Genomic DNA, 23,001 nt, shown 5'->3' on the forward strand with positions numbered 1-23,001 from the left:
TCGCCTATTACTGTGTGTCTTCCATGACACAGGATTGTCGGCGTGAACCCACCTCCCAAACACCCCCGGCGTTTCTCGCTGGTATGGCTGCTGCCCTTGGCCGCGGCCATCGCTGCCGTGCTGGTGTTGTCCGGACATTTTCGCGGCCTTGGCCCGCGCATCACTGTCAGCTTCCAGACGGCCGAAGGGCTGGAGGCCAATCAGACGCCAGTGCTGTACAAAAGCGTGCCTGTCGGCAAGGTGGTGAGCATCAGCATCGACAAGGCCCGCGACCGGGTGGACGTGGATATCCAGTTGCAGGCGGACGCTAGCGCATTTGCCGACAAGGGCACGCGTTTCTGGGTGGTACGGCCCCGTATCGGCCTCAGCGAGATTTCCGGGGTCAAGACGCTGCTCACCGGCAGCTTCATTGGCGCCGACGCGGGGCGTGCGGGGGAGACTGCCGAGCGTTTTCGCGGCCTGGAACACCCGCCGGCCATTCGCTTTGGCGAAGTGGGTACCCGTTTCGTGTTGCATGCCGATAGCCTGAATTCCCTGAACATCGGCTCGCCGGTCTATTACCGCCGCGTGCAAGTGGGCAGGGTGATCGGCAGTGGGTTGAGCAGCGAAGGCAAGGGGGTGGATGTGACCGTGTTCATTGCCGCGCCCAATGACCGTTTCGTGACCCAGAACACCCGCTTCTGGAATGCCAGCGGCGTGGACATCAAGGTGGGCGTGGGCGGCCGTCAGGTCAATGTCGAGTCCATGGCCGCAGTGCTCAACGGCGGCGTGGCGTTCCAGGCGCCGGCCTACCCGCCAGATTCGCCAGTGGCCGAGGCCAACAGCCGCTTTACCCTGTTCGACGAGCGGGACGATGCGCTGTCCCGGCCCTTGGGCTACGCCCGCTACCTGGTGATGCATTTCGATGACTCGACACGTGGGCTGGCGGTGGGCGCGCCGGTGGAATTCTTCGGTATTGAAATCGGCCGCGTGGTGTCCGTGCAACTGGACTACGACCCGCGCCGCCAGTGGCTCAGCAGCCGGGTGGGCGCGGTGATCTACCCCAACCGCCTGGGCGCCGTGCATGACAAACTGCACAAGGACATGGGCCGCGATGACGAGTCCACCACCGCCCTGCTGATGGGGCGCTTCATCGAGCACGGCCTGCGCGCCCAGGCGCGGGTGGGCAACCTGCTGACGGACCAGAAATACATTCAATTGGGCTTTGTGCCGGGGGCGCCGGCGGTGCCGTTCGACTATGACGCGCGGCCCATCGAAGTCCCGACCGTGGCGGGTAGCTTCTCGGTCATGGAAGACCAGATCAAGCGCATCATGGCCATGGCAGGGCGCGTGCAGGGCAGCGAGCTGTCGCGCAACCTCACCCGCAGCCTCGAGCAATTGCCGCTTGTGGTGAATCAGGTGAACCAGCAGGTGGTGCCGCAACTGCGCGATACGTTGCTGGAAGCGAACCAAACCTTGCATGGGGTGGTCGATAGTGTCGCCGAGGGTTCGTCCCAGCGTGACCAGCTGGACCAGACCACCACACAGCTCAAACAGGCCTCGCGCTCGGTGCAGGCGCTGCTGGACTTGTGGAACCGCTACCCGGAACTGTTCCTGCGCGGGCGCTCGGCCGAAGACCCGGCGGCGGCCGCGTCGTTGCCACGAAACTGACCGTTAATTTACCTTTTGCAGACGTTGCCGGCGGTTTTTTCGCCGATACTGAAGGTGCACGGGCCGAATGCCCCATGGAGCTTTACATGAAGAAAATCATTGCCGCCAGTTGTGCCTGCCTCATGCTGCTGACACCGCTGGCCAGCTTTGCCCAGCCTGGCCCCGATAACGGCGGCCCGGACCGCGGCCACCAGGGCCAACAGCAAGGCCGCCCGCCACAGGATAACGGTGGGCAGCACGGTGGGCCGCAGCACGGGGGCCAGAACCGGCCACCCCAGCAGCATGGTGGGCCCCAGCGCCCCGGCGGCCATGGTGGTGGCCAGGCCTACCAGCCGCAACCGAACATGCCGCGCCCTCACAGCGAGTGGCACCGTGGCGGCTTCGCTCCCCCGCAATACCGCAGCGACCGTTACTGGGTCACCGACTGGCGCGCCCGTCACCTGCGTCAGCCGCCGCGTGACCACCGCTGGTTGTACGTGAATGGTGATTACGTGCTGGTCGGTATCGCCACCGGTGCCATCGTGCAGATCCTCAGCGGTTACTGACGCCACCGGATCCGCCGCCATGTCCTTGTGGGGCCGAGCTTCGCTCGGTCCCGCAGGGAATGCCTTCGCCACGGGGTGGGGCGGTCAGCCGTTGGCCAACGCGCCGTCGAATTCGCGGCCGCGCTTGTTCAAAGGCGGCAACAGCGAACCTGCCAGCATCCCCAGGGCACTGATCAGCAACCCGGCCAGCTGCGGCGGCCACAGGTCACCTTCCTGGTGGGTGAGCTCCAGCAGGCCCCACGACGTCAACCCGAAGATGATCGCGGTGATCGCCCCCTGGTTGGTGGCGCGCTTCCAGAACAGCCCGGCGAACAACGGCACCACGGCCGCCACCAGGGTGACCTTGTAGGCGTTGCCGACCATCTCGTAGATGCTCGAATTGGAGTACAGCGCGAACAGGCACGTCAGCCCCGCGCCCACGGCGATGGTGATACGCATGGCCAGCAGGAATTGGCGGTCGGTCATGTCCGGGCGCAGGCGCTTGAGCACGTTCTCGGTGAAGGTCACCGACGGCGCCAGCAAGGTGCCGGAAGCCGTGGACATGATCGCCGACAGCAGTGCACCAAAGAACATGATCTGCGCGAACAGCGGGGTGCGTTCCATGATCAGCCGCGGCAGGATCATCTGTGCGTCACTGTCCAGCAGCTCGCTGACCATCTGCGGGTCGATCATCGACGCCGCGTAGGTCAGGAAGATCGGCAGCATGCAGAAGGTCAGGTAGCAGCACGCACCCGCGACGGACGCGCGGGCGGCGACTTTTTCGGTCTTGGCCGACATCACGCGGGCATACACGTCCTGTTGGGGAATGGAACCGAACATCATGGTCACCGCCGCACCCAGAAACGCCAGGATGTCCTTGGCCGAGGTGCTGTGGACCATGGTGAACTTGCCCGCCTGCGCCGCGTGTTCGATCACATGGGTGGGGCCGCCCGCCATGTTGCCCAGCAGCCAGGTCAGGTAGGCCAGGCCGCAGACGATGATCAGCATTTGCATGGAGTCGTTCATGGCCACCGACCACATGCCGCCGAACAGGGTGTAGACCAGCACGATGAACGTACCCAGCAACATGCCCTGGGTGGTGCTGATGGCGCCGTCGGAGAGCACATTGAAGACCACGCCCAGTGCGGTCAGTTGCGCGGCGATCCAGCCTAGGTACGAGCCGATGATCACCAGGCTGACGAACAGCTCTACCTTGGGCCCGTAGCGTTTACGGAAGAAGTCACCGATGGTCAGCATGTTCAGCCGGTATAGCGGCCGGCAGAACACCAGGCCTACCAGCATCAGGCAGCCGAAGGAGCCGAAGGGGTCTTCGATGATGCCGGAGAAACCGTTCTTCATGAACGCGGCGGGAATGCCCAGCACGGCCTCGGAGCCGAACCAGGTCGCGAAGACCATGGCCGTCACCACCGGGAATGACATGCTGCGGCCAGCGGCCGCGAAGTCCTTGGAGTTTTTGACACGAGTGGAGGCGTAGAAACCTACACCTACGGTGATCAGCAGGTAAACCGCGACAAACCAGATCAGCATGTGTTCTTCCCGTTCGCACGCCTGGCCTGGCCAGGGTGAGACCCTGGGCGCGGGGGGCGTTGCGCTAGACAATTGTTTTTTTTGGACGCGTACGGGGCGCTCAAGCGGGGCGTGGCAACCTGGGCAGGTTGGCCGGCGGCCCGGTGATCTCCGGTACAACGGGTCGGCAGTGTGCCAAACACGTCAAATATGTCAAACGTTTACAGCGTCGAATGTGCAAAATAACGACCCATGTTTTTTCTGAAACGATATAACTATCTGAAAATAAACAGGATTTATGGGTGGCGCGAGAAACGGCACGTCAATAATTATGAACCGCTTGAGCCTTGACCTGCCAAGGCCGGGGGCCAAGAATGGGCCACTCGACTGACAAGGATTTCTCATGATTTTCAGCGTGGCTGCCGATGGAGTGGTGCTGTTCCATGGCCTGTTCATTATTTTTGTACTGCTGGGTGGGCTGCTGGTACTGAAGTGGCGCGCGGTGGCATGGCTGCATGTGCCAGCGGCGGTCTGGGGCGTGGTGGTAGAGGTGTTTCACCTGACCTGTCCACTGACGCACTGGGAGAACCTGTTGCGGCTCATGGCCGGGCAGCAGGGGTACACGGGGGGGTATGTGGAACATTACCTGTTGCCAGTGATCTACCCGGCCGGGCTCACGGCGGGTATCCAGCTGGTGCTGGGCAGCGTGGTGCTGCTGATCAATGGCACGGTCTACTGGCGGTTGTGCCGCCAATGGCGCGGCGGGACGAAGCAGGCTATTCCTTGACGTCCATGAACTCGCGCGCCCAGACAATGTAGCTTTCGGGCAAGGTGTAGGTGTGTGTCAGTTCCGTGGCACTCAGGTTCTGGGTGCTGCGGGTCAGCTTGCGCTGTTCGCGCAGGGAGTCGTAGGTCGCCTTGATGGCCGCGAAATACGCCCCGTGGCCATCGACGCTGATGCGCACGCCCAGTTTCGCCAGGCGCTCGTCGTCCTGCAGCGCGGGGTTGCCATAGGTCACCAGCATCAGCGGCACGGTGAGGTGCTGGGCAATCTCTTCCAGGTGGTCGAAATCACGTACGCCTACCATGCAGATGCCGTCGGCGCCGGCCTCCTGGTAAGCCTTGGTGCGGGCGATGACATCTTCGGTGGACAGCACGCCGGCGTGGGTGCGAGCGATGATGGTCAGTTCCGGGTCCACGCGTGCTTCCAGGGCGGCCTTGATCTTGCCGATGCCTTCGGCCACCGAGATCAGGTCGGTGGACTTGCGCCCGAACTGGGCCGGCAGCAGGGTGTCCTCGATGGTCAGCGCGGCAACGCCGGCGCGTTCCAGCTCGGCCACGGTGCGCATCACGTTCAAGGCATTGCCGTAGCCGTGGTCGGCGTCGGCGATGAACGGCAACTGGGCGACACGGCCGATGCGGGTAGCCTGTTCGACGAACTCGCTAAGGGTGATCAGGGCGAAGTCAGGGGCGCCCAGCACCTGCAGCGAGGCGACGGAACCGCCGAGGATACCGACTTCAAAGCCCAGGTCCGCGGCAATGCGTGCCGACATGGGGTCGAAGACGGAGGCTGTGTGGAAGCAGGCATTGGAGGCGAGCAGTTGCCGAAACGCGCGACGCAAACCTTGATGGGAAATTCTGGGCATGACCGCTCCTCAATATGGCATGAATCGGTGGTACCTTGCGGGCCGATAGGAAAATGGTGGGAGACTATCACAGGCCACCCGGCCATTGATGTCGTTTTCGCATCACTCGATGCGTGTGCGTTATCAGCAGCTTAAACGTTTCAGGTGCAAGAACTCCCCCACCACCGGCTGGCGATTATACAGCGTGGGATCAACGACTTGGGAGTTTCTGCAGGCTGGCGAAGCGACGGTTTACAGGAGCCTACCCCGCTGCGAGCGCTGGCGTACCAGCGAGCTTCCACAGTAGGTGCCGCGCCGGAAAAACTCGGCTGCCGACCAGCTCCCACAAACCCGTAGCGGCCTTGGTCGAATTCCAGGTGTCGGCTAATTCAGGCGCACTGGGTGTGCCGCCGACGAGGTGAAGGCTGCTGTTGAACCAACTGCTCAGTGGCCTCGTGCACTCCTGATGAATGCCTCATCCAACGTGGCCTCAGCAAAATGATCCAGAAACTCCCGAGCCCCGGCAAACTTCAGAAAACGCCGCTTGTGAATCAGATGGAACACATCACAGTGCTCAGTGATTTCATGGATATTATGAGACGACACCACAATCGTTGCTCCCTCGTCCCTGGCTTTATGCAGGACCTGCCAGATGTAATGCCTCGACTCGGGATCTACGCCTGCCGTAGGTTCATCCAGGATAATCAACTTATTAGGTAGCGACAGAAGCGACAGGGTGAAGAAAAATCGGATTTCCCCGTAGCTGCAATGACTCGGCCGTTTTTTCAGGGTTTCGGCGTATTTACCGGCCAGGTACGGGTCCCAGCGTTTAAGCTTCGTCAGGGTGTTTTCCGTCGATATAGAACGTTTGGAAGACAGCACCGCCAGCAGCCCATGAATTTCCCGCATCGTAAGATTGGCTGGCATCCCTAACGTCTGCGATAGATAAGAGCGCGCCTCGCACGCTACCTTCAAGGTGCCGGAGTCCGGCCGCCGAACGGAACAGAGCAAATCAAAAAAGGTCGTTTTCCCAGCACCGTTCGGCCCGATGATGCCGGTTATCTGCTGTCGATCAATATCGATGCTCGCACCGTCGAAAATGGGCTTGCCGGCGATACGAAGGTTAATGTTCCTGGCGCTGATCATCAGTAACGGCTCCATACGGGGTTAATCCGGAGGGTTTTTATCGTCAGCAGTACGGTGCCTGACAAAAGCGCAGCGCTGCCGGCCAGCGCCATGAGCGGGATCTGAGCATTCTCCATGACCTGTTTGGCAATCACGAACGGGTTTAGCGCAGTGAGCCACTGGAAAGAGGGGCTAACGGCTTGCGTACCCCTTAATGCCGTCATGATCCCGCAAAACAGCAAGACAGAGATCAAGGTATTGGCGGTCTGGAACTTGAGCCGAGCGTTGGCCAGTAGCAAGGCCGGCGTGCAGAAACCCAGGAAGCAGACGTAGAAACGGAGGGCGAGGGCGATCGCCTCGCGTGGGTCGTAAGGCCCAAACGAGGGTTTGGTGATGAGGTAAAACGTACAGGCGTAAAGCAGTGAAACGAGGGAATAGCTTAGAAAATGGCTGGTTAGAAATACGACTTTCGCAGAGCGCGTGTGCATGAAGGAGCGCACGAAACCGCTTTCTCTTCGGCCGATGAGGTAGAAGCAGAACCCGAAAAAGGCGACGCTTGAGGCTATGTAGGCATAGAACCAAGAGGTGGCGTGGGAGTAACCAAGCGCTACAGCAGTTTCGCGATTGTGGGATAGCAGATAAAAAAGTGCCGCAGGGGAAATGATTGTCCATATCAGTGAAAGAGGCTCTCTGATTTGTTCGAGGGTAAAAATCCAGGTGAGAGACAAGACGCGGCGTGGTAGGGATGCTGTCATGGGAATGGCACCATTGTTTTTGAACGGTTCAGGTTTATTTTTGATGAAAAAGTGGCGGAGTACGCGTTGTGTAAGTTTATGCTTGTGGCGTTATTCATACGTGTACGCGTTCTGGGTTATACGTATCCAGAGGTAAGTGCTTTTTAATTTTAAATTTTGGATACGTCAATCAGGAGGCGAGCAAAGAGGCGGGTGTTGGAGTGTCCGGTTTTTCAAAGTTGTAGGAATGGTCTGGCGGACACTTCCTAGGGGGACGTAGGGAGAAAATGATAAGCTGTATGTCGTGGCTGTTATTTGTATCTTTCTGTAATACTAAGTAGGGGGGTTCTTGAATTAGCGTAGGATAGTTCCGAAAATAGCTGAGAAGAGTATTTTTAAACGCTATGAATTATTGATTCGTTTCCGATGAGCGGTCGTGAGGCGAGGAGGGATTTTTTGCCACGGAGGAATTTTCCTCAAAACGGGGGGAGCTCGCCCCAGGTACGGATGTACGGCGCGTGACACAAGTTTATGGGGTTTGTTCGGGGCACCCGCATGCGGCTGGATGCGTGTGGCGCTCCCAAGACCAGCTCTACTCGCACCGAGCTCGATGTTGGGAACGCCGAAACATAGAGGCTTGCACCTAGCAAGCCGTATCGGCTAGTCCTACCTCCTGAACCAAGACCCGACGCCCCGGTATCGCGTCCAGCAAATCCCGCGTGTACCGATCCGACGGCTGCCCCAGCACTCGGCTCGCCGGCCCTTGCTCAACCACTTCCCCACGCCGCAGCACCACTACCTCGTGAGCCAGGCTGGCAACCACGGCCAGGTCATGGGATACCAGCACATAAGCAACGCCCAACTCAGCCTGCAAGCCGCGCAGCAGTTCGAGGATCTGCGCCTGCACCGACACGTCCAGCGCCGACACCGGTTCGTCCAGCAACAGCAGGTCAGGCTTCAGCGCCAACGCGCGAGCGATGGCCACGCGCTGGCGCTGGCCGCCGGACAGTTCCCGGGGCAGGCAGTCCAGGTAGCTGGCCGGCAGTTGCACTTGATCCATCAGTTGCCGCGCCGCCTGGCGCAGTGGCTCGCCCTTGAGCAGGCCGAAGGACACCAGGGGCTCCACCACGCTCTCGAAAATCGTGAAGCGCGGGTTGAGCGAGGCGAAGGGGTTCTGCTGCACCAGTTGCATGCGTTGGCGCAGGGGACGGAATTGCTGCCAGGTGAGGTGGGTGAGGTCCTGGCCGTCGAAGCGCACCTTGCCTTCGCTGGCGGTTTCCAGGCCCAGGGCGATGCGCAGGCTGGTACTTTTCCCCGAGCCGGATTCCCCGACGATGGCCACGGTTTGCCCTCGGTGCACATTCAGACTCAGCCTCTGCAGGGCCTGGAAGCTTTGCGCCTCGCCGTTGCGGGCGGGCAGAGCGTAACGCTTGCCGACGTTTTCCAGGGTGAGCAATGGCCGCGAGGCGCCGGAAGGCAGCGGCACGGGGCCCTTGCCCTGGCCAAAGGCCGGCGCCGCGGCGAGCAGGGCGCGGGTGTAGGCCTGGGTCGGGGCGCCGAGCACCTGGCGCGCAGGCCCCTGTTCCACCCGTTGGCCGTCTTTCATGACCAGTACGCGGTCAGCGCGGTCAGCGGCCACGCCCAGGTCGTGGGTGATGATGATCAGTGAAATGCCGCGCGCCTGTACCAGCTGTTCCAGGTGGTCGAGGATGCGTCGCTGCACGGTGACGTCCAGGGCACTGGTGGGTTCGTCGGCGATGATCACCTTGGGGTTGCCGGCCAGGGCGATGGCGATCAGCACGCGCTGGCGCATGCCGCCGGAGAGTTCGTGGGGGTATTGCCGCGCGCGCAGGGCGGGGGTATCCAGGCCGACCTGGGCCAGCAGTTCGAGCACGTCGGCATCCAGCGCCGGGTAGCGGCGGCCGTGGGCCAGGATCAGGCTTTCACCGATCTGCCGGCCGATGGTCAGCGTCGGGTTGAGGCTGACCATGGGGTCCTGGGGTACCAGCCCGATGACGCGGCCGCGTAGCTGACGCTTGACCCGCTCGCTGGCGTGGCTGATATCGGTGTCGGCGACCCGCAGGCTGCCGCCGCTGATGCGCGCGCTAGCGGGCAGCAAACCGAGCAGCGCGCTGGCCAGGGTGGTCTTGCCGGAGCCCGACTCGCCCACGATAGCCAGGGTTTCGCCCTGCTTCAGGCTGAAGGACACCTGGCGCACAGCCTCCTTCACGCGCCCGGCGGTGTGGTAGCTCACGCTCAAGTCACGTACTTCGATCAGGGCACTCATGGTTGAACCTCCTCGAGGGTGCGGGCAATGTGGTTGAGGCTGAACACCACCAGTACCACCACCAGGCCAGGCAGCAGCGAGACCCAGGGCGCGGTGATCAGGAACTGACGGCCGTTGGCGATCAGCGTGCCCCACTCGGCGGCCGGTGGTTGTGCGCCGAAACCGAGGAAGCTGAGGCCTGCGGTGGCCAGGATGGCCGCGCCGAAGTCCAGGGTCGCCAGCACCGCCACGGGGCCCCAGGCGTTGGGCAGAACGTGGCGCAGCAAGGTGCGGCGCCAGCTGGCACCCCCCAGGCGGGCGGCTTCCACGTAGGGCAAAGTCTTGACCCGCAGCACTTCGGCGCGGGTGGTGCGGGCGAAGCCGGGAATGATCCCCACGCCCACCGCCACGGCGACCGGCAGGGTGCCGAAGCCGATGGCTGTGACGATGGCCAGGGCCAGCAGCAGCCCAGGCAAGGCCAGCATGACGTCGATCAGGCGCATCACCACTGCGTCAACCCTCCCGCCAAGGAAGCCAGCCACCACGCCCAGGCCCAGGCCGGCGACCAGCGCCAGGCCTACCGCCAGCAACGCGGCGAGGATTGACAGCCGTGAGCCATACAGCACCCGGGTGTACAGGTCGCGGCCCAGTTCGTCGGTGCCGAACCAGTGCCCCGCGCCCGGTGGCAGCAACTTGGCCACCGGCACCGTGGCATAAGGATCGACGCTGGTGAACAGCCACGGCGTCAGGGCCGCCAGCAGGCTCGTAAGCACCAGCACCACGGCCAGGACGAAGCCGGGGCGACGGAGCAAGGGCAGTGCCACGTCCAGCGTGCGGCGCAGACGGCCGCGGGGTTGCCAGTGGGGGCGTGGCAGGTCGGCGGGGGCGAGGGTGGTATCGGTGGCGGTCATGTCAGGTCACCTTGGGCGCGTGGCTGATGCGCGGGTCGAGAATGGGGTACAGCAGGTCCACCAGCAGGTTGACCAGGACGAAGGCGGCGGCCGAGACTGTGACCACCCCCAGCACCACGGGGATGTCCTGGCGCAGCACGGCTTCCTGTACCAGGCGGCCGACGCCGTTGCGGGCGAAGATGGTTTCCACCAGCACCGCCCCGGACACGGTGTTGCCCACCTGCAGGCCCACCAGGGTCAACAGCGGCAGCGCGGCATTGCGAAAGCCGTGCCGCGCCTGCACCTGGCCACGGCTCAGGCCCTTGGCCTGGGCGGTGAGGATGTAGGGCTCGCGCGACACGTCAAGGAAGCCTCGTTGCAGCACCTGGGCGTAGACCGCGGCGCTGGGGATCGCCAGGGTCACCGCTGGCAGCACCAGGCTTGCCGCACCGATACTGCCGGTGGAGGGAAACCAGCCCAGGCTGAAGGCGAACACCTGGATCAGCAGTAGCCCCATCCAGAACACGGGCACCGAAAACCCCAGGGCCGGCAGGCGTGACAGGGCAGTTTTCAACGGCCGCCAGCGCACGTACGCGGCCAGGTAGGCCAAGCCAATGCCACCGGCCAGCGACAGCGCGATCGCGCTGGCGGCCAGGGCCAGGGTCTGCGGCAGGCGCTCGGCGAGAATCGCCGTCACCGGCCGGTTCAGGGTCAGTGACTGGCCCAGGTCACCGTGCAGCACGCCCCACAACAGGTGCCCGTAGCGTACCAGCAGGCTCTGGTCCAGGCCGTAGTAAACCTTGGCCTTGGCCAGCTGTTCGGGCGTCAGGGCATCGATCTCCATGCCCGAGGCGTTGAGCATGATCGACAACGGGTCGCCCGGCAGCAGGTACAGGATGAAGTAGGTGATGGTGAAAGCGCCCCACAGCACCAGCAGCGCCTGGCCGATGCGGCCCAGCAGGTAGCGGCTCATGGGCTGACCTCGATGTCGTTGAGGAAGGCAAAGCCCTCGGCGCTCCAGCGGAAGTTGTGCACCCGTGGCGCGGTGGCGGCCTGCCACACGCGTTCGAACACCGGAATGGCCACGCTCTGGTCGATCAGGAAGTCCTGCAGGTCGCCGTAGGCCTTGGCGCGCTGGTCACTGGCAGTCGCGGTCAGGCCCGCGTCGAACAGCCCTTGCGCGTGGCCGAGGATGGCGGGCGGATACGTATTGGTGGCCATGGTCGGGCTGATGGCGCTGCGCGGGTCGAGAATGGTCTGCAGCACGATCGGGTCGGCGCGGGTCATGTAGGAGAACGTCAGGTCATAGTTGCCCGCGGCGTTGGCGGTGAACCATTCGGCCGTGGTGCGCACCTTCAGCGCCAGGTCGATGCCCACTTTGCGCAGTTGGTCCTGGATCAGCACATCGCCGGCCGTTTCCTTGGTCGGCACGTTGTACGACAGGCTCAGGCGCTTGCCGTCCTTCTGCCGGTAGCCATCGGCCCCCAGTTTCCAGCCGGCCTTGTCCAGCAGCGCGGCAGCGCCCTGAGGGTCATAGCCGAGCTTGGGGCCCTGGCTGCGAAAGTACGGCGTGGTCACGTCATAGACCCCGTCCACCACGGGGAACTCGGGGCTGTACACGGTGCTGGCGTAGGTCTTGCGGTCGATGGCCTTCTGCACGGCCAGGCGCACGTCGGCATCGGCCAGGATGCGGTCGCCGTGGGTGTTGGGGTAGAGGTTCCAGGCCGGGCCGGGCAGCGAGCGGCTCTGGATGGTGGCCTTTTTGCTTTGCAGCAATTTCAGGTCGACGTCGGCGAACGGGTTGCGCGGCCACAGGATGTCCACCTGGCCCTGCAGGAACTGACCATTGCGCACGCTTTCTTCCGGTACGTAGGTCACCTCGACGGCGGCGACGTGGGACTCGCCCTTGTTCTGCACGTTGGCCGATGCCCAGGCATAACCGCTGCGCTTGACCAGCTTGAGGCCCGACTCGGGGGTGTAATGGTCGAGCACGAACGGCCCGGTGCCGATGATCGCGCCCAGGGAGCGCTCCTTGGCGGTGTGGCGGTAGGATTCCGGCGCCAGGATGGCCAGGTTGGTGGTGGACGTGGCTTGCAGGAAGCCAGCGTTGGGCGTGCTCAACACCAGCTTGATGGTATGCGGGTCAATCACTTCGGCGTGGTCGTAGCCGGTCAGGTAGGTGGCGCCGAATGCACTGGGCACCTCTGCCGTGAAGGCCTTGTCGCTGTCGAAGGCGGTCTTCACGGCCTGGGCGTCGAAGGCCTCGCCGTTGCTGAAGGTCACGCCTTGGCGCAGGTGGAAGGTGTATTCGCGGGCATCGGCACTGACGTCCCAGCGCTCGGCGAGCCAGGGGATGATCTGGCCGGTCTGCGGGTCCTGGTCGGTGAGGGATTCGACCACGTTGCGCAGCACCACCCGGTGCTCCAGCCAGTACACTTGGAAGGGGTCCAGGCTGACCAGTTGCGTGTTGTCACCGAAGAAAGCGATTTTCAAGGTGCTGGCCGCCTGGGCGTCAGGGTGCGAGGGCGAGCAGCCCGCCAGGCCCAGGGCCAGGAGGATGGCCGCGCTGGCCAGGGTTCGTTGTAGCTTCAAGGGCTGTTCCTCATGCAAAAAGGCCGCACGCCGGTGGGGGCGATGCGGCCGCTGGGTCAGAAGTCGTAGGCGAGCTTGGTGTACCAGGAGCCACCACCGGGGTAGAACGGCGGGTTGCCGTACGGGGCCAGGCCCAGGCTGCTGTACACCGCGTTCTTGTCGGGGCGCACATCGAAGATGTTGCTGCCGCCCAGGCTCACGGTCAGGTGGTCGAAGAAGGTGTAGCTGACGTCCAGGTCGGTCAGCCACTTGGCGCCGAAGCTGCGGTCGCCGCTTTCGTTCACCGCCAGGGTCGACACCGAGCCGTAGCGGGTGGTGGTCAGGTTGGTGTTCCAGTTGCCCACCTTCCAGTTGGCCCCCAGAATCCATTTGGTCTTGGGCAGCGCGTCGGTCAGGTCGCCTTCGCGGTTGCGGCCCACCAGGGTCACGCCGGCATTGGCCAGCGAAGCCGGGGTGTCCTTGGCGTCAGTGATGGTGGTCTTGTTGTAGTTGAAGGCGGCGCTCCAGCGCACATCGCCAAACTCGCCGAACGGCGTGGTGTGGTCGGCCACCACGTCCAGGCCGCGGGTGCGGGTGTCGAAGGCATTGGTGTAATAATCCACCCAGGTGCCGGCGGTCACGCCCTGGGCGGCCAGGATGCTGTTGACCACGCCGTCGCCGTGGTCATAGATGGCACTGGTGAGTGCGATGCGGTTCTGGATGTCCACCAGGTAGGCATCGGCGGTGACGCTGGTGCGCGGCGCCGGTTGCCAGGTGATGCCCAGCCCCAGGTTCTGGGATTTTTCCGGCTTCAGCGCGCTGCCGCCCAGCGCCTGGGCCAGGCTGCTGTCCGACGGGGTCAGGCGGGTGGTGGCAGGCACCACGTTGCCGTTGACGTCGGTGTTCACGCGGCTGTCGGTGGTGGTGTAACCGGTCTGGGTCAGGGACGGTGCACGGACGCCAGTGCCGATGGTGCCGCGCACGGCCACTGTATCGGTCAGCTTGTAGCGGCTGTTGAATTTGAGGCCCAGCTTGTTGCCGTTGTAGTCGTCGAAATGCTCCAGCCGCGCGGCCACGTCCGCGTACCAGCGGCTGGTCAGGTCAAAGCCCAGGTCCAGGTAGGTGGCGTAGGTGTTGCGGATCAGGTCCACTTCGTCTTCGGGGCGGATGATGACGGACGCCTGGGCACCGCTGGCCGCGTTGTAGGTACCGGTTTCGTAGGAGTCCGCAGAGCCTGCGAAGGTGCTGAACCGCTCCCATGTATGCTCGATACCCGTGGACACGGTCACCGGCACCCCCAGGTTGAACGGGTTCTCGAAGCGGCGGCTGAAGTCCAGGTTGTTCACCCACTGGTCGGAGCGGAAGGTCGCCAGGTTGCTGAAACTGGTGGGCGACGCATCGCCAAGCGACGGGTTGAGGTTCAAGTCGCTGGAGTACTTCAGGGTGTCGCGACCGTAGCTGGTGCTCAGGTCATAATTCCAACCGCCCACATCACCCTTGCCACCGAACACGAACTGGTAGTCGATGTCGCGCAGGTTGTTCACCGGGTAGTAGCCGTCGGGGAAAATCGACGGCACCGAGGCCGTGCCATTGGGGAAGCGGTAGTAGTTCTGGATCACCGCCTTGCGTTCGCCATAGGTGCCGAAGGAGTACAGGGTCACGTCGTTCAGCGGCAGCTCGGCGTTATAGCCCACGTTGTAGGCCTTGAGCTCGGGGTCGCCGTTCTTGATCGCTACCCGGTCCCAACTGGCTTCCTTGGCCGGGTCGTTGTAGGCGGTGACAGTGCTGTCGGCCTTGCCGTCCCACGAGGCGTAGCCGCGTTTGCGGGCGTCGGCGGAAAGGTGCAGGAACCCGCCGTTGTCGCCGAGCTTGAAGCCTTCGTCGGCGGCGATTTTCTTGGTGGCGCCTTCGCCGGAAAACAGCTCGCCATAGCTGGTTTCCACATGGCCGCCCGAGTCCTGGGACTTGAGAATGATGTTCACCACCCCGGCCACGGCGTCGGAGCCATAGCGCGCGGCCGCGGCGTCCTTGAGCACCTCGATATGGTCGATGGAGCTGATGGGGATCATGTCGATGTCCACGACATTGGCGCCGCTGTTATCGGTGGAGCCTTGTTGAATGGCCGCACCCAGGTGGCGCCGCTTGCCGTTGACCAGCACCAGCGTGTACTCCGGGCCCATGCCACGGTTGCTCAGCGGCCGGGTGGTGGAGTTGAACCCGGCAATGTTGCTTCCGAAGGTGAAGGAGGGCAGCAGTTTGGCAATGGCCTCGGACAGCTCCGCCCGGCCGGTCTTGACCAGCGCATCGTTGCTGATGATGTCGGTGGGCGTGGAGCTGTCAACGATGGTGCGCTGCTGCGCACGGGCGGTTTCGGCGGTGGTGGTCACCGTCACGGTCTTGAGCTGCGTGTCAGGGGCGGCGGTATCGGCGTTGGCCAGGGGCGCGGCGGTGGCCAGCAGCATGGCAACGCTCAAGGCTGAGAGCGGGAAAGTCCGGGGCTGCTTGACTGAAGACGAATACGGCATGTCGGGCGTTGTCCATTAAAGCTGACACTGGCCCGTGGTGGGGGTACAGGTTCCATTTCCTGAAGGCAATCGTTTGGGACGGCAAGAGTGGCGTCTTGGATTGATAGTATTTTCATAACAACTTCATTGGAAATTCTTTTTTGGAATAACGATATTATTCAAAACATGCATTAAATAAAAGTTAATTATGCGGTCAGGTTATGTTGTGGCGACTACTTCGCTACGTAATGCATACCGAAAAGGTATGGCTGAAAAGGTATTGGAGGGCCGCGGCAGCGCGGCCCTAACCTGGGGGCACTTCAGCAATCGACAGGAAGCGACCCCATGCACTACCTCAACCTCGGCACCACCGGCCTCAAAGTCAGCAAGCTCTGCCTGGGCTGCATGACCTACGGCTCCCCCACCTGGCGTGACTGGGTACTGGACGAGGCCGGCAGCCGCCCCTTCATCAAACAGGCGCTGGACGCCGGCATCAACTTCTTCGATACCGCCGACATGTATTCCCTGGGCGCCGGCGAACAGGTGCTGGGCAAGGCACTGCTCGATTACGTACCCAGGGACGAAGCCGTGATCGCCACCAAGGTGTTCCACCCCATGGGCGACAAACCCAACGCTCGTGGCTTGTCGCGCAAGCATATCCTGGCCAGTATCGATGGCTCATTGCAGCGCCTGGGCACCGATTACGTGGACCTCTACATCATTCACCGCTTCGACCCCGAGACCCCCATCGAGGAAACCCTCGAAGCCCTGGACACCGTGGTGCGTTCGGGCAAGGCCCGCTATATCGGTGCGTCCTCCATGCATGCCTGGCAGTTCATGCGCATGTTGGGCCTGCAAAAGCAGCATGGCCTGGCGCAGTTCGTGTCGATGCAGAACCACTACAACCTGATCTACCGTGAGGAAGAACGGGAAATGCTGCCCTTGTGCCGGGAAATGGGGATTGCGGTAACGCCGTGGTCGCCGCTGGCCCGAGGGTTGTTGGCCGGCACCCGCAAGGCGCCTACGGTGCGGGCGGCCAGCGATGCGCCGGCACAGGTGTGGTATGACCACCACGCGGAGGAGGACGCCATCGTGGCCGCGGTCGAGCAGGTGGCGGCGCGCCGCGGCGTGCCCCCGGCCCACGTGGCGCTAGCCTGGGTGGCCAGCCGTGATGGGGTGACGTCGCCGATCATCGGCGCCAGTAAACCCCGGCACCTGGAGGACGCGATCGCGGCACTTGAGCTGGTGCTCGACGCCGACGACATAGCGTGCCTGGAGCAGCCCTACCGTGCGCGCCCCGTGGCCGGTCACGACTGAGCGGCGCGGGCACGCACCAGCGTGAGGAACGCGGCCAACAACGGCGAGGCGTTGTCCGGCGCATATACCACGGCAATGCCCGCCGTCAGTGGCCCGTGCAAGGGCTTGAGCGGCCTGAACACCACCCCTTGGCGCCTGACCTGTTGCAGCGATGCGGGCAGCAGGGCCATGCCCTGGCCCTCGGCGATCAGGCCCAGCAGGATGTGATGGTCGTCGGGCTCCGGCAGGCTGTTAGGGGTGAACCCGATGCGGTCGAAGTACGCCTGGCAATGGTCATGAAAACCGGGGTTCAGCCGCCGTTCGAAACGAAACAGCGGCTGCTCGCGCATGTCTTCGAAGGATAGGCGGCGTTTGCGCGCCAACGGGTGCGAAGCGGGCAGGGCGGCCACCATGGGCTGTTCCACCAGGGTTTCACAGGCCAGGCCACGGGTATCGGTATGCAGGCCAACGAAGGCGGCGTCCAAGGCCCCATTCTTCACCTCACGCACCAGGCTGATGGAATGCTTGCCCTTGAGGGACACCTGGCAGTCGGGGTATTGCAGCGCCAGTTGGGCCGTCACATCGGGGATGGCGCTGCGGTCGAACACGGTAGTGTAGCCCACCCGAAAGGTCTGGCCCTGGGCGTCGCCCGCTGCCCTGGCGGCGGCGATGGCCTGTTGCGCCTGGCCCAATGTGCGCCGGGCCAGGGGTAACAGCGCGCTGCCAGCGGCGGTCAGGGTGACACCTGTGCGGGTACGGAGAAACAGGGTCACGCCCAACTGCTCTTCCAGCTGGCGTATCTGCCGGCTCAATGGCGGCTGCGAGATAAACAGGCGCTCGGCGGCCCGGCCGAAATTGAGGGTCTCGCACAAGGTGACGAAATAGCGGAATTGGCGCAGGTCGATGGCATCGGTCATGCGCAAAAGGTATCACGAAAACCAGAAACACAGGTTGTCGCTGCCGCTGCCGCAGGCGTAGCAAGATGAGGGAACAGTAATATCACTTTAACATTGGTTCGCTAGCATCGCGCATTCACCACGGGTTGGTCCTTGAGCATGCACGCCGAACACTTCCCCTTCATGCGTCCCAAACTCCTGCGCGATCACCGCTGTGCCGGTGATCTGTGCAAGCAGATGCCCACCGTCGAGTCCAGCGCCACCAATGCCCTGGTCATGGACATCTTCAGCTCGCAGAAGGACATGGTCTGCCTGGCCGTGGTAGAAGGCGCACGGCCCATTGGCTTGATCAACCGCAACATTTTTCTGTCGCAAATGAGCCGCCCCTTCCACCGTGAGCTGTACGACAAGAAAAGCTGCATTGCCTTCATGGACAAGGAGCCCTTGATCGTCGACGCGCAGATGAGCATCGAAACCCTGACGTTCAAGACCGTCGAATACGGCGAGAAAGCGCTGTCCGATGGCTTCATCGTCACCCATCAAGGGCGCTTCGCCGGCCTGGGCAATGGCCTGCAGTTGATGTCGGTGGTGGCCGAGATGCAGGCGCAGAAGAACCGTCAGATGATGCAGAGCATCGAGTACGCCAGCGTTATTCAACGAGCGATGTTGCGCGCCTCTCGCGACGCCCTGAAGTCGACCCTGGATGACGCGGCGCTGCTGTGGGAGCCACGTGACGTGGTCGGCGGTGATTTCTACCATTTCTGCGCCTACCCCGATGGCTGGTTCGGTGCCATCGCCGATTGCACCGGCCATGGTGTGCCGGGAGCGTTCATGACCCTGATTGCCTCCTCGTCGTTGACCCAGGCCCTGGCCCGGTGCGGGCCGCGTGACCCGGCGCGGCTGCTGTCGGCAGTCAACCGCAGCGTCAAGGAGCTGCTGGGCCAGGTCCAGGGCGTGGCCGAAACACCGGAGTCGGACGACGGCCTGGACGCGGCATTTTTCTGGGTCGACACCGCCAGCCAAACGCTCAGCTTCGCGGGTGCGCGCTTGTCCCTGGCGCTGCTGCACCCCGGCGCCGAGCAGGTGGAGACACTGGCCGGCCAGCGCATGGGCGTGGGTTACGTAGGCAGCGCCCTGGATTATCAATGGGCCAGCACCCAGGTGGCGCTGCAACCCGGCAGCCTGCTGTTCGTGGCCACCGATGGCCTGACGGACCAGATCGGCGGCCCCCGCAACATTGCGTTTGGAAAGCGCAAGGCATTCGACACGCTGCTGGCTCACCGCCAGGCGCCGGCGAATGAAGTCTGCACGGCGGTACACCAGGCACTGGCCGGGTGGCAAGGATCGCAACGTCGACGTGACGACCTCACTCTATTCTGTGCCCGACTCAGGACCCCCCATGGCTAACCCACACACCGCCCAGGATTGCACCTTTTTCGAACTGGCCCAGCAGCGCAATGTGATCTTCTATCACATGGGCTATTTCTCCCACGGCATCATCACCACCATGGCCGAGGTGGTGAAGGTGCAGCTGGAAGTGGCTGGCGTCAGCGGGCCGACGCGGCGCAAGCTGTTTTCCTCGTTCATAGAGCTGTCGCAGAACATCATTCATTATTCGTCCGACTGGCTGCGCCCGTCCGTGGAGGATGGTACCGCCCTGCGCCAGGGAGCGGTCTGCATCAGCGCCGAGGGCGACCGTTACCTGATGCAATGCGCCAACCCCATCGCCACCGACGACGTGGAGCGCCTGCGCGAAAAACTGGTGTCGCTGTGCAAGATGTCCATCGACGAGATCAAGCAGGCCTACAAAGTGGTCCTGCGCAGTGAAACCCCCGAGGACAGCAAGGGCGCCGGCCTGGGGTTCCTGACCATGGCCCGCGACGCCAGCGCGCCACTGGAATTCAGCTTCCACCCGCGCGCCGATGAACCCGGTACCTCGCTGTTCTGCCTTAAAGCCACGATCTGACAAGAGTGACGCAGTGAAAATGGATAATTTCTACGTAGAAGCCACCGCCACCTCCCCGGAAGTCGACCTGCGTTTCGACCAGCGGCTGCTCAGCCTCAAGGGTGAGTCCTACCCCGAGAACGCCGCCGCGTTCTACGCGCCGGTAGTCCAGCAGTTGCGTGCGTTCCTCGACACCTGCCAGGGCCAGACCCTCACCGCCAATATCGCCCTGGCCTATTTCAACAGCTCCAGCACCAAGATGTTGTTCAGCCTGTTCGATGCCCTGGACCAGGCGGCCCAGGCCGGCAACCAGGTGATCGTCAACTGGTACCACGATGAAGAGGACGAAACCATTTTCGAGTTTGGCGAAGAGCTGCAGGCGGACTTCACCGCCATTGTCTTCCACGACCACGCCATCGCCAGTTGATGAGGACCGCCACCATGCCCGCTGCCGTCAGTGACCCGCTGCCCGATCTGTTCAAGAGCGAGTTCGACGCCCTTCAGGAGGCGCGCGAGATTCTCGCGCTGCCCCAGGCCGAGGCCCAGGTGTACAAGCACTCGCTGGCGCAGATGAGTGCCCACTTCGAACGCCTGGTGCGCGAGACCAGACGCCTGATCGGCCGCAGTGACCGCGCCGAGCGCGAGATGAATACACTCAACGCGCAGCTGAGCATCCTTGCTCGACAATTGGAGCACCGCGCCACCCATGATGCCTTGACCGGCGTGCTGAACCGAGGTGCGATCATCGAGCAGACCACCAACACCCTGCTCAAGGTGGGCGTGGCGATGATCGTGCTGGACATCGACCATTTCAAGCGGGTGAACGACGAATTCGGCCACCCGGCCGGTGATGCCGTGATTCAGGGCATTGTCGGCTGCCTGCGGCGCATCGTCGGGGAGGGCGGCCTGATTGGCCGGGTAGGCGGTGAGGAGTTCACCGTGCTGCTGCCGGGGGGCAACCTGGAGGAAGGGCTGGAAGTGGCGGAGGCCATGCGCGCGGCCATCGCCACCCAAGTGTTCATGCGGCCGGTGAACCGCCAGGTCACGGCCAGCTTCGGCGTCAGTGCCCACCCCGCGGGTACCGGTTTCGACCTGGCCTATGGGTCGGCCGATGCGGCCTTGTACCGGGCCAAGCGCAGCGGGCGCAACCGCGTGGTCGCCGATGGGGCGCCGTAAAGGTCTGAAAAAGAATTACAGTTCTGATATTGCCATGTTGGAATTTATATTCCATAACTAAGGCCATCAAAACAACAATTCAACAGGCACTTCTCATGCGTGAACTTGGCATCGGGCTCATCGGCACAGGTTTCATGGGGCGTGCCCACGCCCTGGCTTTTCGCAACGTCAGCGCGGCGTTCGAGCTGCCGGTCAGCCTGCACCTGGCGGCGCTGGCCGACGCCGACCCTGAGCGCGGCAGCCAGTGCGCCCGGGCCTGGGGGTTTGCCACGGCCCACAGCGACTGGCAGCGGCTGATCGACGACCCGGCGGTGAACCTGGTGGCGATCACTACCCCCAACCACCTGCACTTTCCCATGGCCATGGCGGCACTGGCGGCAGGCAAGGCCGTGTACTGCGAAAAGCCGCTGGCGGTGAGCCTGGAGCAGGCCGAGCAGATGCACCATGCGGCCCAGGCGGCCGGGGTCGTCACGCGGGTGGGCTACAACTACCAGCACAACCCCATCATCCAGCAGGCCCGACAGATGATCCAGGGTGGCGAGCTGGGGCGGATCATCAGCTTTGACGGCGAGTTCTGCGAGGACTTCATGGCTGACCCGGCATCGCCCTGGTCGTGGCGCTGCGAGCCCAGCCACGCCGGTGGCGCCCTGGCCGACCTGGGCAGCCACCTGCTGGCCATGGCGCGCTTCCTGATCGGCGACGTGCAGGCCGTCTGTGCCGACAGCCAGACCGTGCACTGCGAACGCCCGGCCACCGCTGGCAGCCCTGAACGCAAGGCCATCGCCATCGACGATCACACCCAGGCATTGCTGCGCTTCGCCAATGGTGCGCGCGGCACGTTCAGCAGCAGTTGGCTCAAGCACGGCTACAAGAATCACCTGAGCTTTGAGGTCAGCGGTACGTTGGGCACGTTGGCGTTCGACCAGGAGCGGCTAAACGAACTGCGCCTGTGCCGTGCCGGGCAGGCGGGTTTCGAGCGCATCCTGGCAGGCCCGTCACTGCCCGGTTACGCCGCCTTCAGCCCGGCGCCGGGGCACCAGCTGGGCTACAACGAGCTCAAGACGCTGGAAGTGCATGAACTGATCCAGGCGGTAGCGGGGCAGGGGCAGGCGGGTACCGATTTCGCCGAGGCGCTGGCGGTGGAACGGTTGGCGGCGGCGATTCGTTTCGCGGCGCGTGAGCAACGGTGGGTGCAGGTGCAAGGGGGCTGATCGGCGGTGCTCCTTGCCCGAGCGTCGGCCGGTCCCGCACGCCGCAGGACCGGACGACGCTCGGGAAGCAGGCGCCGCGGTTAACCCTGCTGGCTACTGCGCCCCGAACATCCCCGTCCAGTAGATCCCCGCGTCGCTTTTCGGGTCGGTGGCATAGGCAGCCCCCAGATCGCGAAACTGCGGGTTCATCAGGTTCGCACAATGCCCAGGGCTGGCGAGCCACCCGGCCACCACCTTGGCCACGCTGTCCTGCCCGGCGGCGATGTTCTCACCCAGTGCCTGGGCGTTGTAACCCGCGAGTTCCGCCCGGTCGCCCGGGGTATGGCCGTCGCGGTCCAGGTGGTCGAAATAGTTGCGGTTGGCCATGTCCTGGGCGTGGGCCTGGGCTACCGTGGCCAACGTCGCGTTCCACGCCAGCGGTGGCGCCGGGTTGAACGCCTGGGCGCCGCAGGTGTGGGGTTGGGCGCGGGCCGTGTTGAGCTGGGCCAGCAGCTTCTGGCCTTCTGCCTGGGCACTGCCCAGGTTGCTGGGCAGCAACGGCCGCGCCACCACGATCCGCCAGTCCTGGCCCTGGTGGCTGACACCGATGTCGATGAACTGCGGGTCGAGCACCACCTTGCAGAAGCTTTCCTGCACGGCCGCCATGGCCGCCTGTGCGTCCCGCGGGCCTGACAGGCTGATGGCCTGCACGCTGACCATCGGGTAACCCGCCCGCGCCATGCTGTCGCGCAGGTCGCCACTGCCACTGGCCGGCAGCACCAGGCGCGGGTCGACGTTGAGCGGCGGCAACTCATGGGAAGCCTGGCCGTCACAGCGTTGCACCTGGCCACGGAACTGGTTGATCGAGTCAATCAACGGCGACTCGTCACTGGCGGCGGCGTGGGCGGCCAGCGTCAGGCCCAGGGAACAGGCGGCCAGGCGCAGGAAGGGGGGCAAAGCGGGCATGGCGGTCTCCAGGGGGCACACGACTGAGGGACGTTTCTAGGGTATCTGCAAACCGTGTACGAATGCACGCTTAGCGCAGGTATCTCGAGTTTGAATGAGGTGAAGCCAGGAAATTC

20 protein-coding genes and 1 pseudogene are annotated in these 23,001 nt (G+C 63.6%); 9 read left to right on the forward strand and 12 right to left on the reverse strand.

The window, feature by feature from the left end:
• The first annotated feature begins 42 nt into the window (after positions 1-42).
• On the forward strand, positions 43-1,650 hold the full coding sequence (locus tag QBK88_RS05520; RefSeq protein WP_277961253.1) for an MlaD family protein: 1,608 nt from the start codon (positions 43-45) through the stop codon (positions 1,648-1,650).
• A gap of 86 nt (positions 1,651-1,736) precedes the next feature.
• Positions 1,737-2,195, forward strand: coding sequence for an RcnB family protein (locus QBK88_RS05525; protein ID WP_277961254.1), 459 nt, complete (start codon positions 1,737-1,739; stop codon positions 2,193-2,195).
• Between the two features lie 84 nt (positions 2,196-2,279).
• Here the strand turns inward: QBK88_RS05525 and QBK88_RS05530 are convergent, their stop codons facing one another.
• Entirely contained in the window at positions 2,280-3,722 is a 1,443-nt protein-coding gene (locus tag QBK88_RS05530) for a sodium:solute symporter family protein (RefSeq protein ID WP_268141881.1), read from the reverse strand.
• A gap of 382 nt (positions 3,723-4,104) precedes the next feature.
• Here QBK88_RS05530 and QBK88_RS05535 point away from each other — a divergent pair, with 382 nt between their 5' ends.
• The gene (locus QBK88_RS05535; protein ID WP_268141882.1) at positions 4,105-4,488 is read left to right on the forward strand and encodes a DUF2784 domain-containing protein; all 384 of its coding nucleotides are present in this window, start codon (positions 4,105-4,107) and stop codon (positions 4,486-4,488) included.
• Here the strand turns inward: QBK88_RS05535 and QBK88_RS05540 are convergent.
• The 9 genes and pseudogenes from QBK88_RS05540 to QBK88_RS05575 all read right to left on the reverse strand — a co-directional run bounded on the left by QBK88_RS05540 (position 4,478) and on the right by QBK88_RS05575 (position 15,437).
• Positions 4,478-5,347, reverse strand: coding sequence for an isocitrate lyase/PEP mutase family protein (locus tag QBK88_RS05540; RefSeq protein ID WP_268141883.1), 870 nt, complete (start codon positions 5,345-5,347; stop codon positions 4,478-4,480). The genes QBK88_RS05535 and QBK88_RS05540 overlap by 11 nt on opposite strands.
• A gap of 423 nt (positions 5,348-5,770) precedes the next feature.
• Positions 5,771-6,472, reverse strand: coding sequence for an ABC transporter ATP-binding protein (locus QBK88_RS05545; RefSeq protein ID WP_277961255.1), 702 nt, complete (start codon positions 6,470-6,472; stop codon positions 5,771-5,773).
• Positions 6,472-7,206 (reverse strand): ABC transporter permease, encoded by a 735-nt coding sequence (locus QBK88_RS05550; RefSeq protein ID WP_277961256.1) that lies wholly within the window; start codon positions 7,204-7,206, stop codon positions 6,472-6,474. The genes QBK88_RS05545 and QBK88_RS05550 overlap by 1 nt, the downstream gene beginning before the upstream one ends.
• Positions 7,207-7,828: 622 nt before the next feature.
• Positions 7,829-8,641, reverse strand: a complete 813-nt coding sequence (locus QBK88_RS30810) for an ABC transporter ATP-binding protein (RefSeq protein ID WP_445764895.1) — start codon at positions 8,639-8,641, stop codon at positions 7,829-7,831.
• Positions 8,618-9,472: pseudogene (locus QBK88_RS30815) on the reverse strand (ABC transporter ATP-binding protein); the annotation flags it as partial. The gene QBK88_RS30810 and the pseudogene QBK88_RS30815, both read right to left, overlap by 24 nt.
• On the reverse strand, positions 9,469-10,362 hold the full coding sequence (locus QBK88_RS05560) for an ABC transporter permease (RefSeq protein ID WP_277961258.1): 894 nt from the start codon (positions 10,360-10,362) through the stop codon (positions 9,469-9,471). The pseudogene QBK88_RS30815 and the gene QBK88_RS05560, both read right to left, overlap by 4 nt.
• Before the next feature lies 1 nt (position 10,363).
• Positions 10,364-11,314: an ABC transporter permease gene (locus QBK88_RS05565; RefSeq protein WP_268141896.1), complete on the reverse strand. Its 951-nt coding sequence runs from the start codon at positions 11,312-11,314 to the stop codon at positions 10,364-10,366.
• Entirely contained in the window at positions 11,311-12,933 is a 1,623-nt protein-coding gene (locus tag QBK88_RS05570; protein WP_277961259.1) for an ABC transporter substrate-binding protein, read from the reverse strand. Before QBK88_RS05570 ends, QBK88_RS05565 begins: the two co-directional genes overlap by 4 nt.
• 56 nt (positions 12,934-12,989) lie before the next feature.
• A complete protein-coding gene (locus QBK88_RS05575; protein ID WP_445764890.1) occupies positions 12,990-15,437 on the reverse strand; it encodes a TonB-dependent receptor plug domain-containing protein in 2,448 nt (815 codons plus the stop codon).
• A 324-nt stretch (positions 15,438-15,761) separates the two neighbouring features.
• Here QBK88_RS05575 and QBK88_RS05580 point away from each other — a divergent pair, with 324 nt between their 5' ends.
• On the forward strand, positions 15,762-16,733 hold the full coding sequence (locus tag QBK88_RS05580) for an aldo/keto reductase (protein ID WP_277961261.1): 972 nt from the start codon (positions 15,762-15,764) through the stop codon (positions 16,731-16,733).
• Here QBK88_RS05580 and QBK88_RS05585 read toward each other — a convergent pair.
• Positions 16,724-17,629, reverse strand: coding sequence for a LysR family transcriptional regulator (locus QBK88_RS05585; RefSeq protein WP_277961262.1), 906 nt, complete (start codon positions 17,627-17,629; stop codon positions 16,724-16,726). The genes QBK88_RS05580 and QBK88_RS05585 overlap by 10 nt on opposite strands.
• Before the next feature lie 138 nt (positions 17,630-17,767).
• Between QBK88_RS05585 and QBK88_RS05590 the strand changes: the two genes are divergently transcribed.
• From QBK88_RS05590 to QBK88_RS05610, 5 genes are all read left to right on the forward strand, one after another.
• Positions 17,768-19,015: a SpoIIE family protein phosphatase gene (locus QBK88_RS05590; protein ID WP_445764891.1), complete on the forward strand. Its 1,248-nt coding sequence runs from the start codon at positions 17,768-17,770 to the stop codon at positions 19,013-19,015.
• Positions 19,008-19,574 (forward strand): SiaB family protein kinase, encoded by a 567-nt coding sequence (locus tag QBK88_RS05595; protein ID WP_268141900.1) that lies wholly within the window; start codon positions 19,008-19,010, stop codon positions 19,572-19,574. The genes QBK88_RS05590 and QBK88_RS05595 overlap by 8 nt, the downstream gene beginning before the upstream one ends.
• 19 nt (positions 19,575-19,593) lie before the next feature.
• Positions 19,594-19,980: a DUF1987 domain-containing protein gene (locus QBK88_RS05600; RefSeq protein WP_268151543.1), complete on the forward strand. Its 387-nt coding sequence runs from the start codon at positions 19,594-19,596 to the stop codon at positions 19,978-19,980.
• A 14-nt stretch (positions 19,981-19,994) separates the two neighbouring features.
• Entirely contained in the window at positions 19,995-20,729 is a 735-nt protein-coding gene (locus QBK88_RS05605; protein WP_277961263.1) for a GGDEF domain-containing protein, read from the forward strand.
• 95 nt (positions 20,730-20,824) lie between these two features.
• A complete protein-coding gene (locus QBK88_RS05610; RefSeq protein ID WP_277961264.1) occupies positions 20,825-21,940 on the forward strand; it encodes a Gfo/Idh/MocA family protein in 1,116 nt (371 codons plus the stop codon).
• Between the two features lie 93 nt (positions 21,941-22,033).
• On the opposite strand, the gene QBK88_RS05615 is transcribed toward QBK88_RS05610, so the two are convergent.
• Positions 22,034-22,885: a CAP domain-containing protein gene (locus QBK88_RS05615; RefSeq protein WP_277961265.1), complete on the reverse strand. Its 852-nt coding sequence runs from the start codon at positions 22,883-22,885 to the stop codon at positions 22,034-22,036.
• Positions 22,886-23,001 lie beyond the last annotated feature (116 nt).

It is taken from the genome of Pseudomonas sp. RIT-To-2 (genome assembly GCF_029623465.1).
In the GTDB taxonomy this organism is placed as follows: domain Bacteria; phylum Pseudomonadota; class Gammaproteobacteria; order Pseudomonadales; family Pseudomonadaceae; genus Aquipseudomonas; species Aquipseudomonas silvicola.

What these genes read in the sequence shown, in the direction of transcription:
- QBK88_RS05525 (WP_277961254.1), top strand. Translation starts at nt 1,737, where the DNA reads ATGAAGAAAATCATTGCCGCCAGTTGTGCCTGCCTCATGCTGCTGACA.
- QBK88_RS05530 (WP_268141881.1), bottom strand. Translation starts at nt 3,722, where the DNA reads ATGCTGATCTGGTTTGTCGCGGTTTACCTGCTGATCACCGTAGGTGTA.
- QBK88_RS05535 (WP_268141882.1), top strand. Translation starts at nt 4,105, where the DNA reads ATGATTTTCAGCGTGGCTGCCGATGGAGTGGTGCTGTTCCATGGCCTG.
- QBK88_RS05540 (WP_268141883.1), bottom strand. Translation starts at nt 5,347, where the DNA reads ATGCCCAGAATTTCCCATCAAGGTTTGCGTCGCGCGTTTCGGCAACTG.
- QBK88_RS05545 (WP_277961255.1), bottom strand. Translation starts at nt 6,472, where the DNA reads ATGATCAGCGCCAGGAACATTAACCTTCGTATCGCCGGCAAGCCCATT.
- QBK88_RS05550 (WP_277961256.1), bottom strand. Translation starts at nt 7,206, where the DNA reads ATGACAGCATCCCTACCACGCCGCGTCTTGTCTCTCACCTGGATTTTT.
- QBK88_RS05560 (WP_277961258.1), bottom strand. Translation starts at nt 10,362, where the DNA reads ATGACCGCCACCGATACCACCCTCGCCCCCGCCGACCTGCCACGCCCC.
- QBK88_RS05565 (WP_268141896.1), bottom strand. Translation starts at nt 11,314, where the DNA reads ATGAGCCGCTACCTGCTGGGCCGCATCGGCCAGGCGCTGCTGGTGCTG.
- QBK88_RS05575 (WP_445764890.1), bottom strand. Translation starts at nt 15,437, where the DNA reads ATGCCGTATTCGTCTTCAGTCAAGCAGCCCCGGACTTTCCCGCTCTCA.
- QBK88_RS05580 (WP_277961261.1), top strand. Translation starts at nt 15,762, where the DNA reads ATGCACTACCTCAACCTCGGCACCACCGGCCTCAAAGTCAGCAAGCTC.
- QBK88_RS05585 (WP_277961262.1), bottom strand. Translation starts at nt 17,629, where the DNA reads ATGACCGATGCCATCGACCTGCGCCAATTCCGCTATTTCGTCACCTTG.
- QBK88_RS05590 (WP_445764891.1), top strand. Translation starts at nt 17,768, where the DNA reads ATGCACGCCGAACACTTCCCCTTCATGCGTCCCAAACTCCTGCGCGAT.
- QBK88_RS05595 (WP_268141900.1), top strand. Translation starts at nt 19,008, where the DNA reads ATGGCTAACCCACACACCGCCCAGGATTGCACCTTTTTCGAACTGGCC.
- QBK88_RS05600 (WP_268151543.1), top strand. Translation starts at nt 19,594, where the DNA reads ATGGATAATTTCTACGTAGAAGCCACCGCCACCTCCCCGGAAGTCGAC.
- QBK88_RS05605 (WP_277961263.1), top strand. Translation starts at nt 19,995, where the DNA reads ATGCCCGCTGCCGTCAGTGACCCGCTGCCCGATCTGTTCAAGAGCGAG.
- QBK88_RS05610 (WP_277961264.1), top strand. Translation starts at nt 20,825, where the DNA reads ATGCGTGAACTTGGCATCGGGCTCATCGGCACAGGTTTCATGGGGCGT.
- QBK88_RS05615 (WP_277961265.1), bottom strand. Translation starts at nt 22,885, where the DNA reads ATGCCCGCTTTGCCCCCCTTCCTGCGCCTGGCCGCCTGTTCCCTGGGC.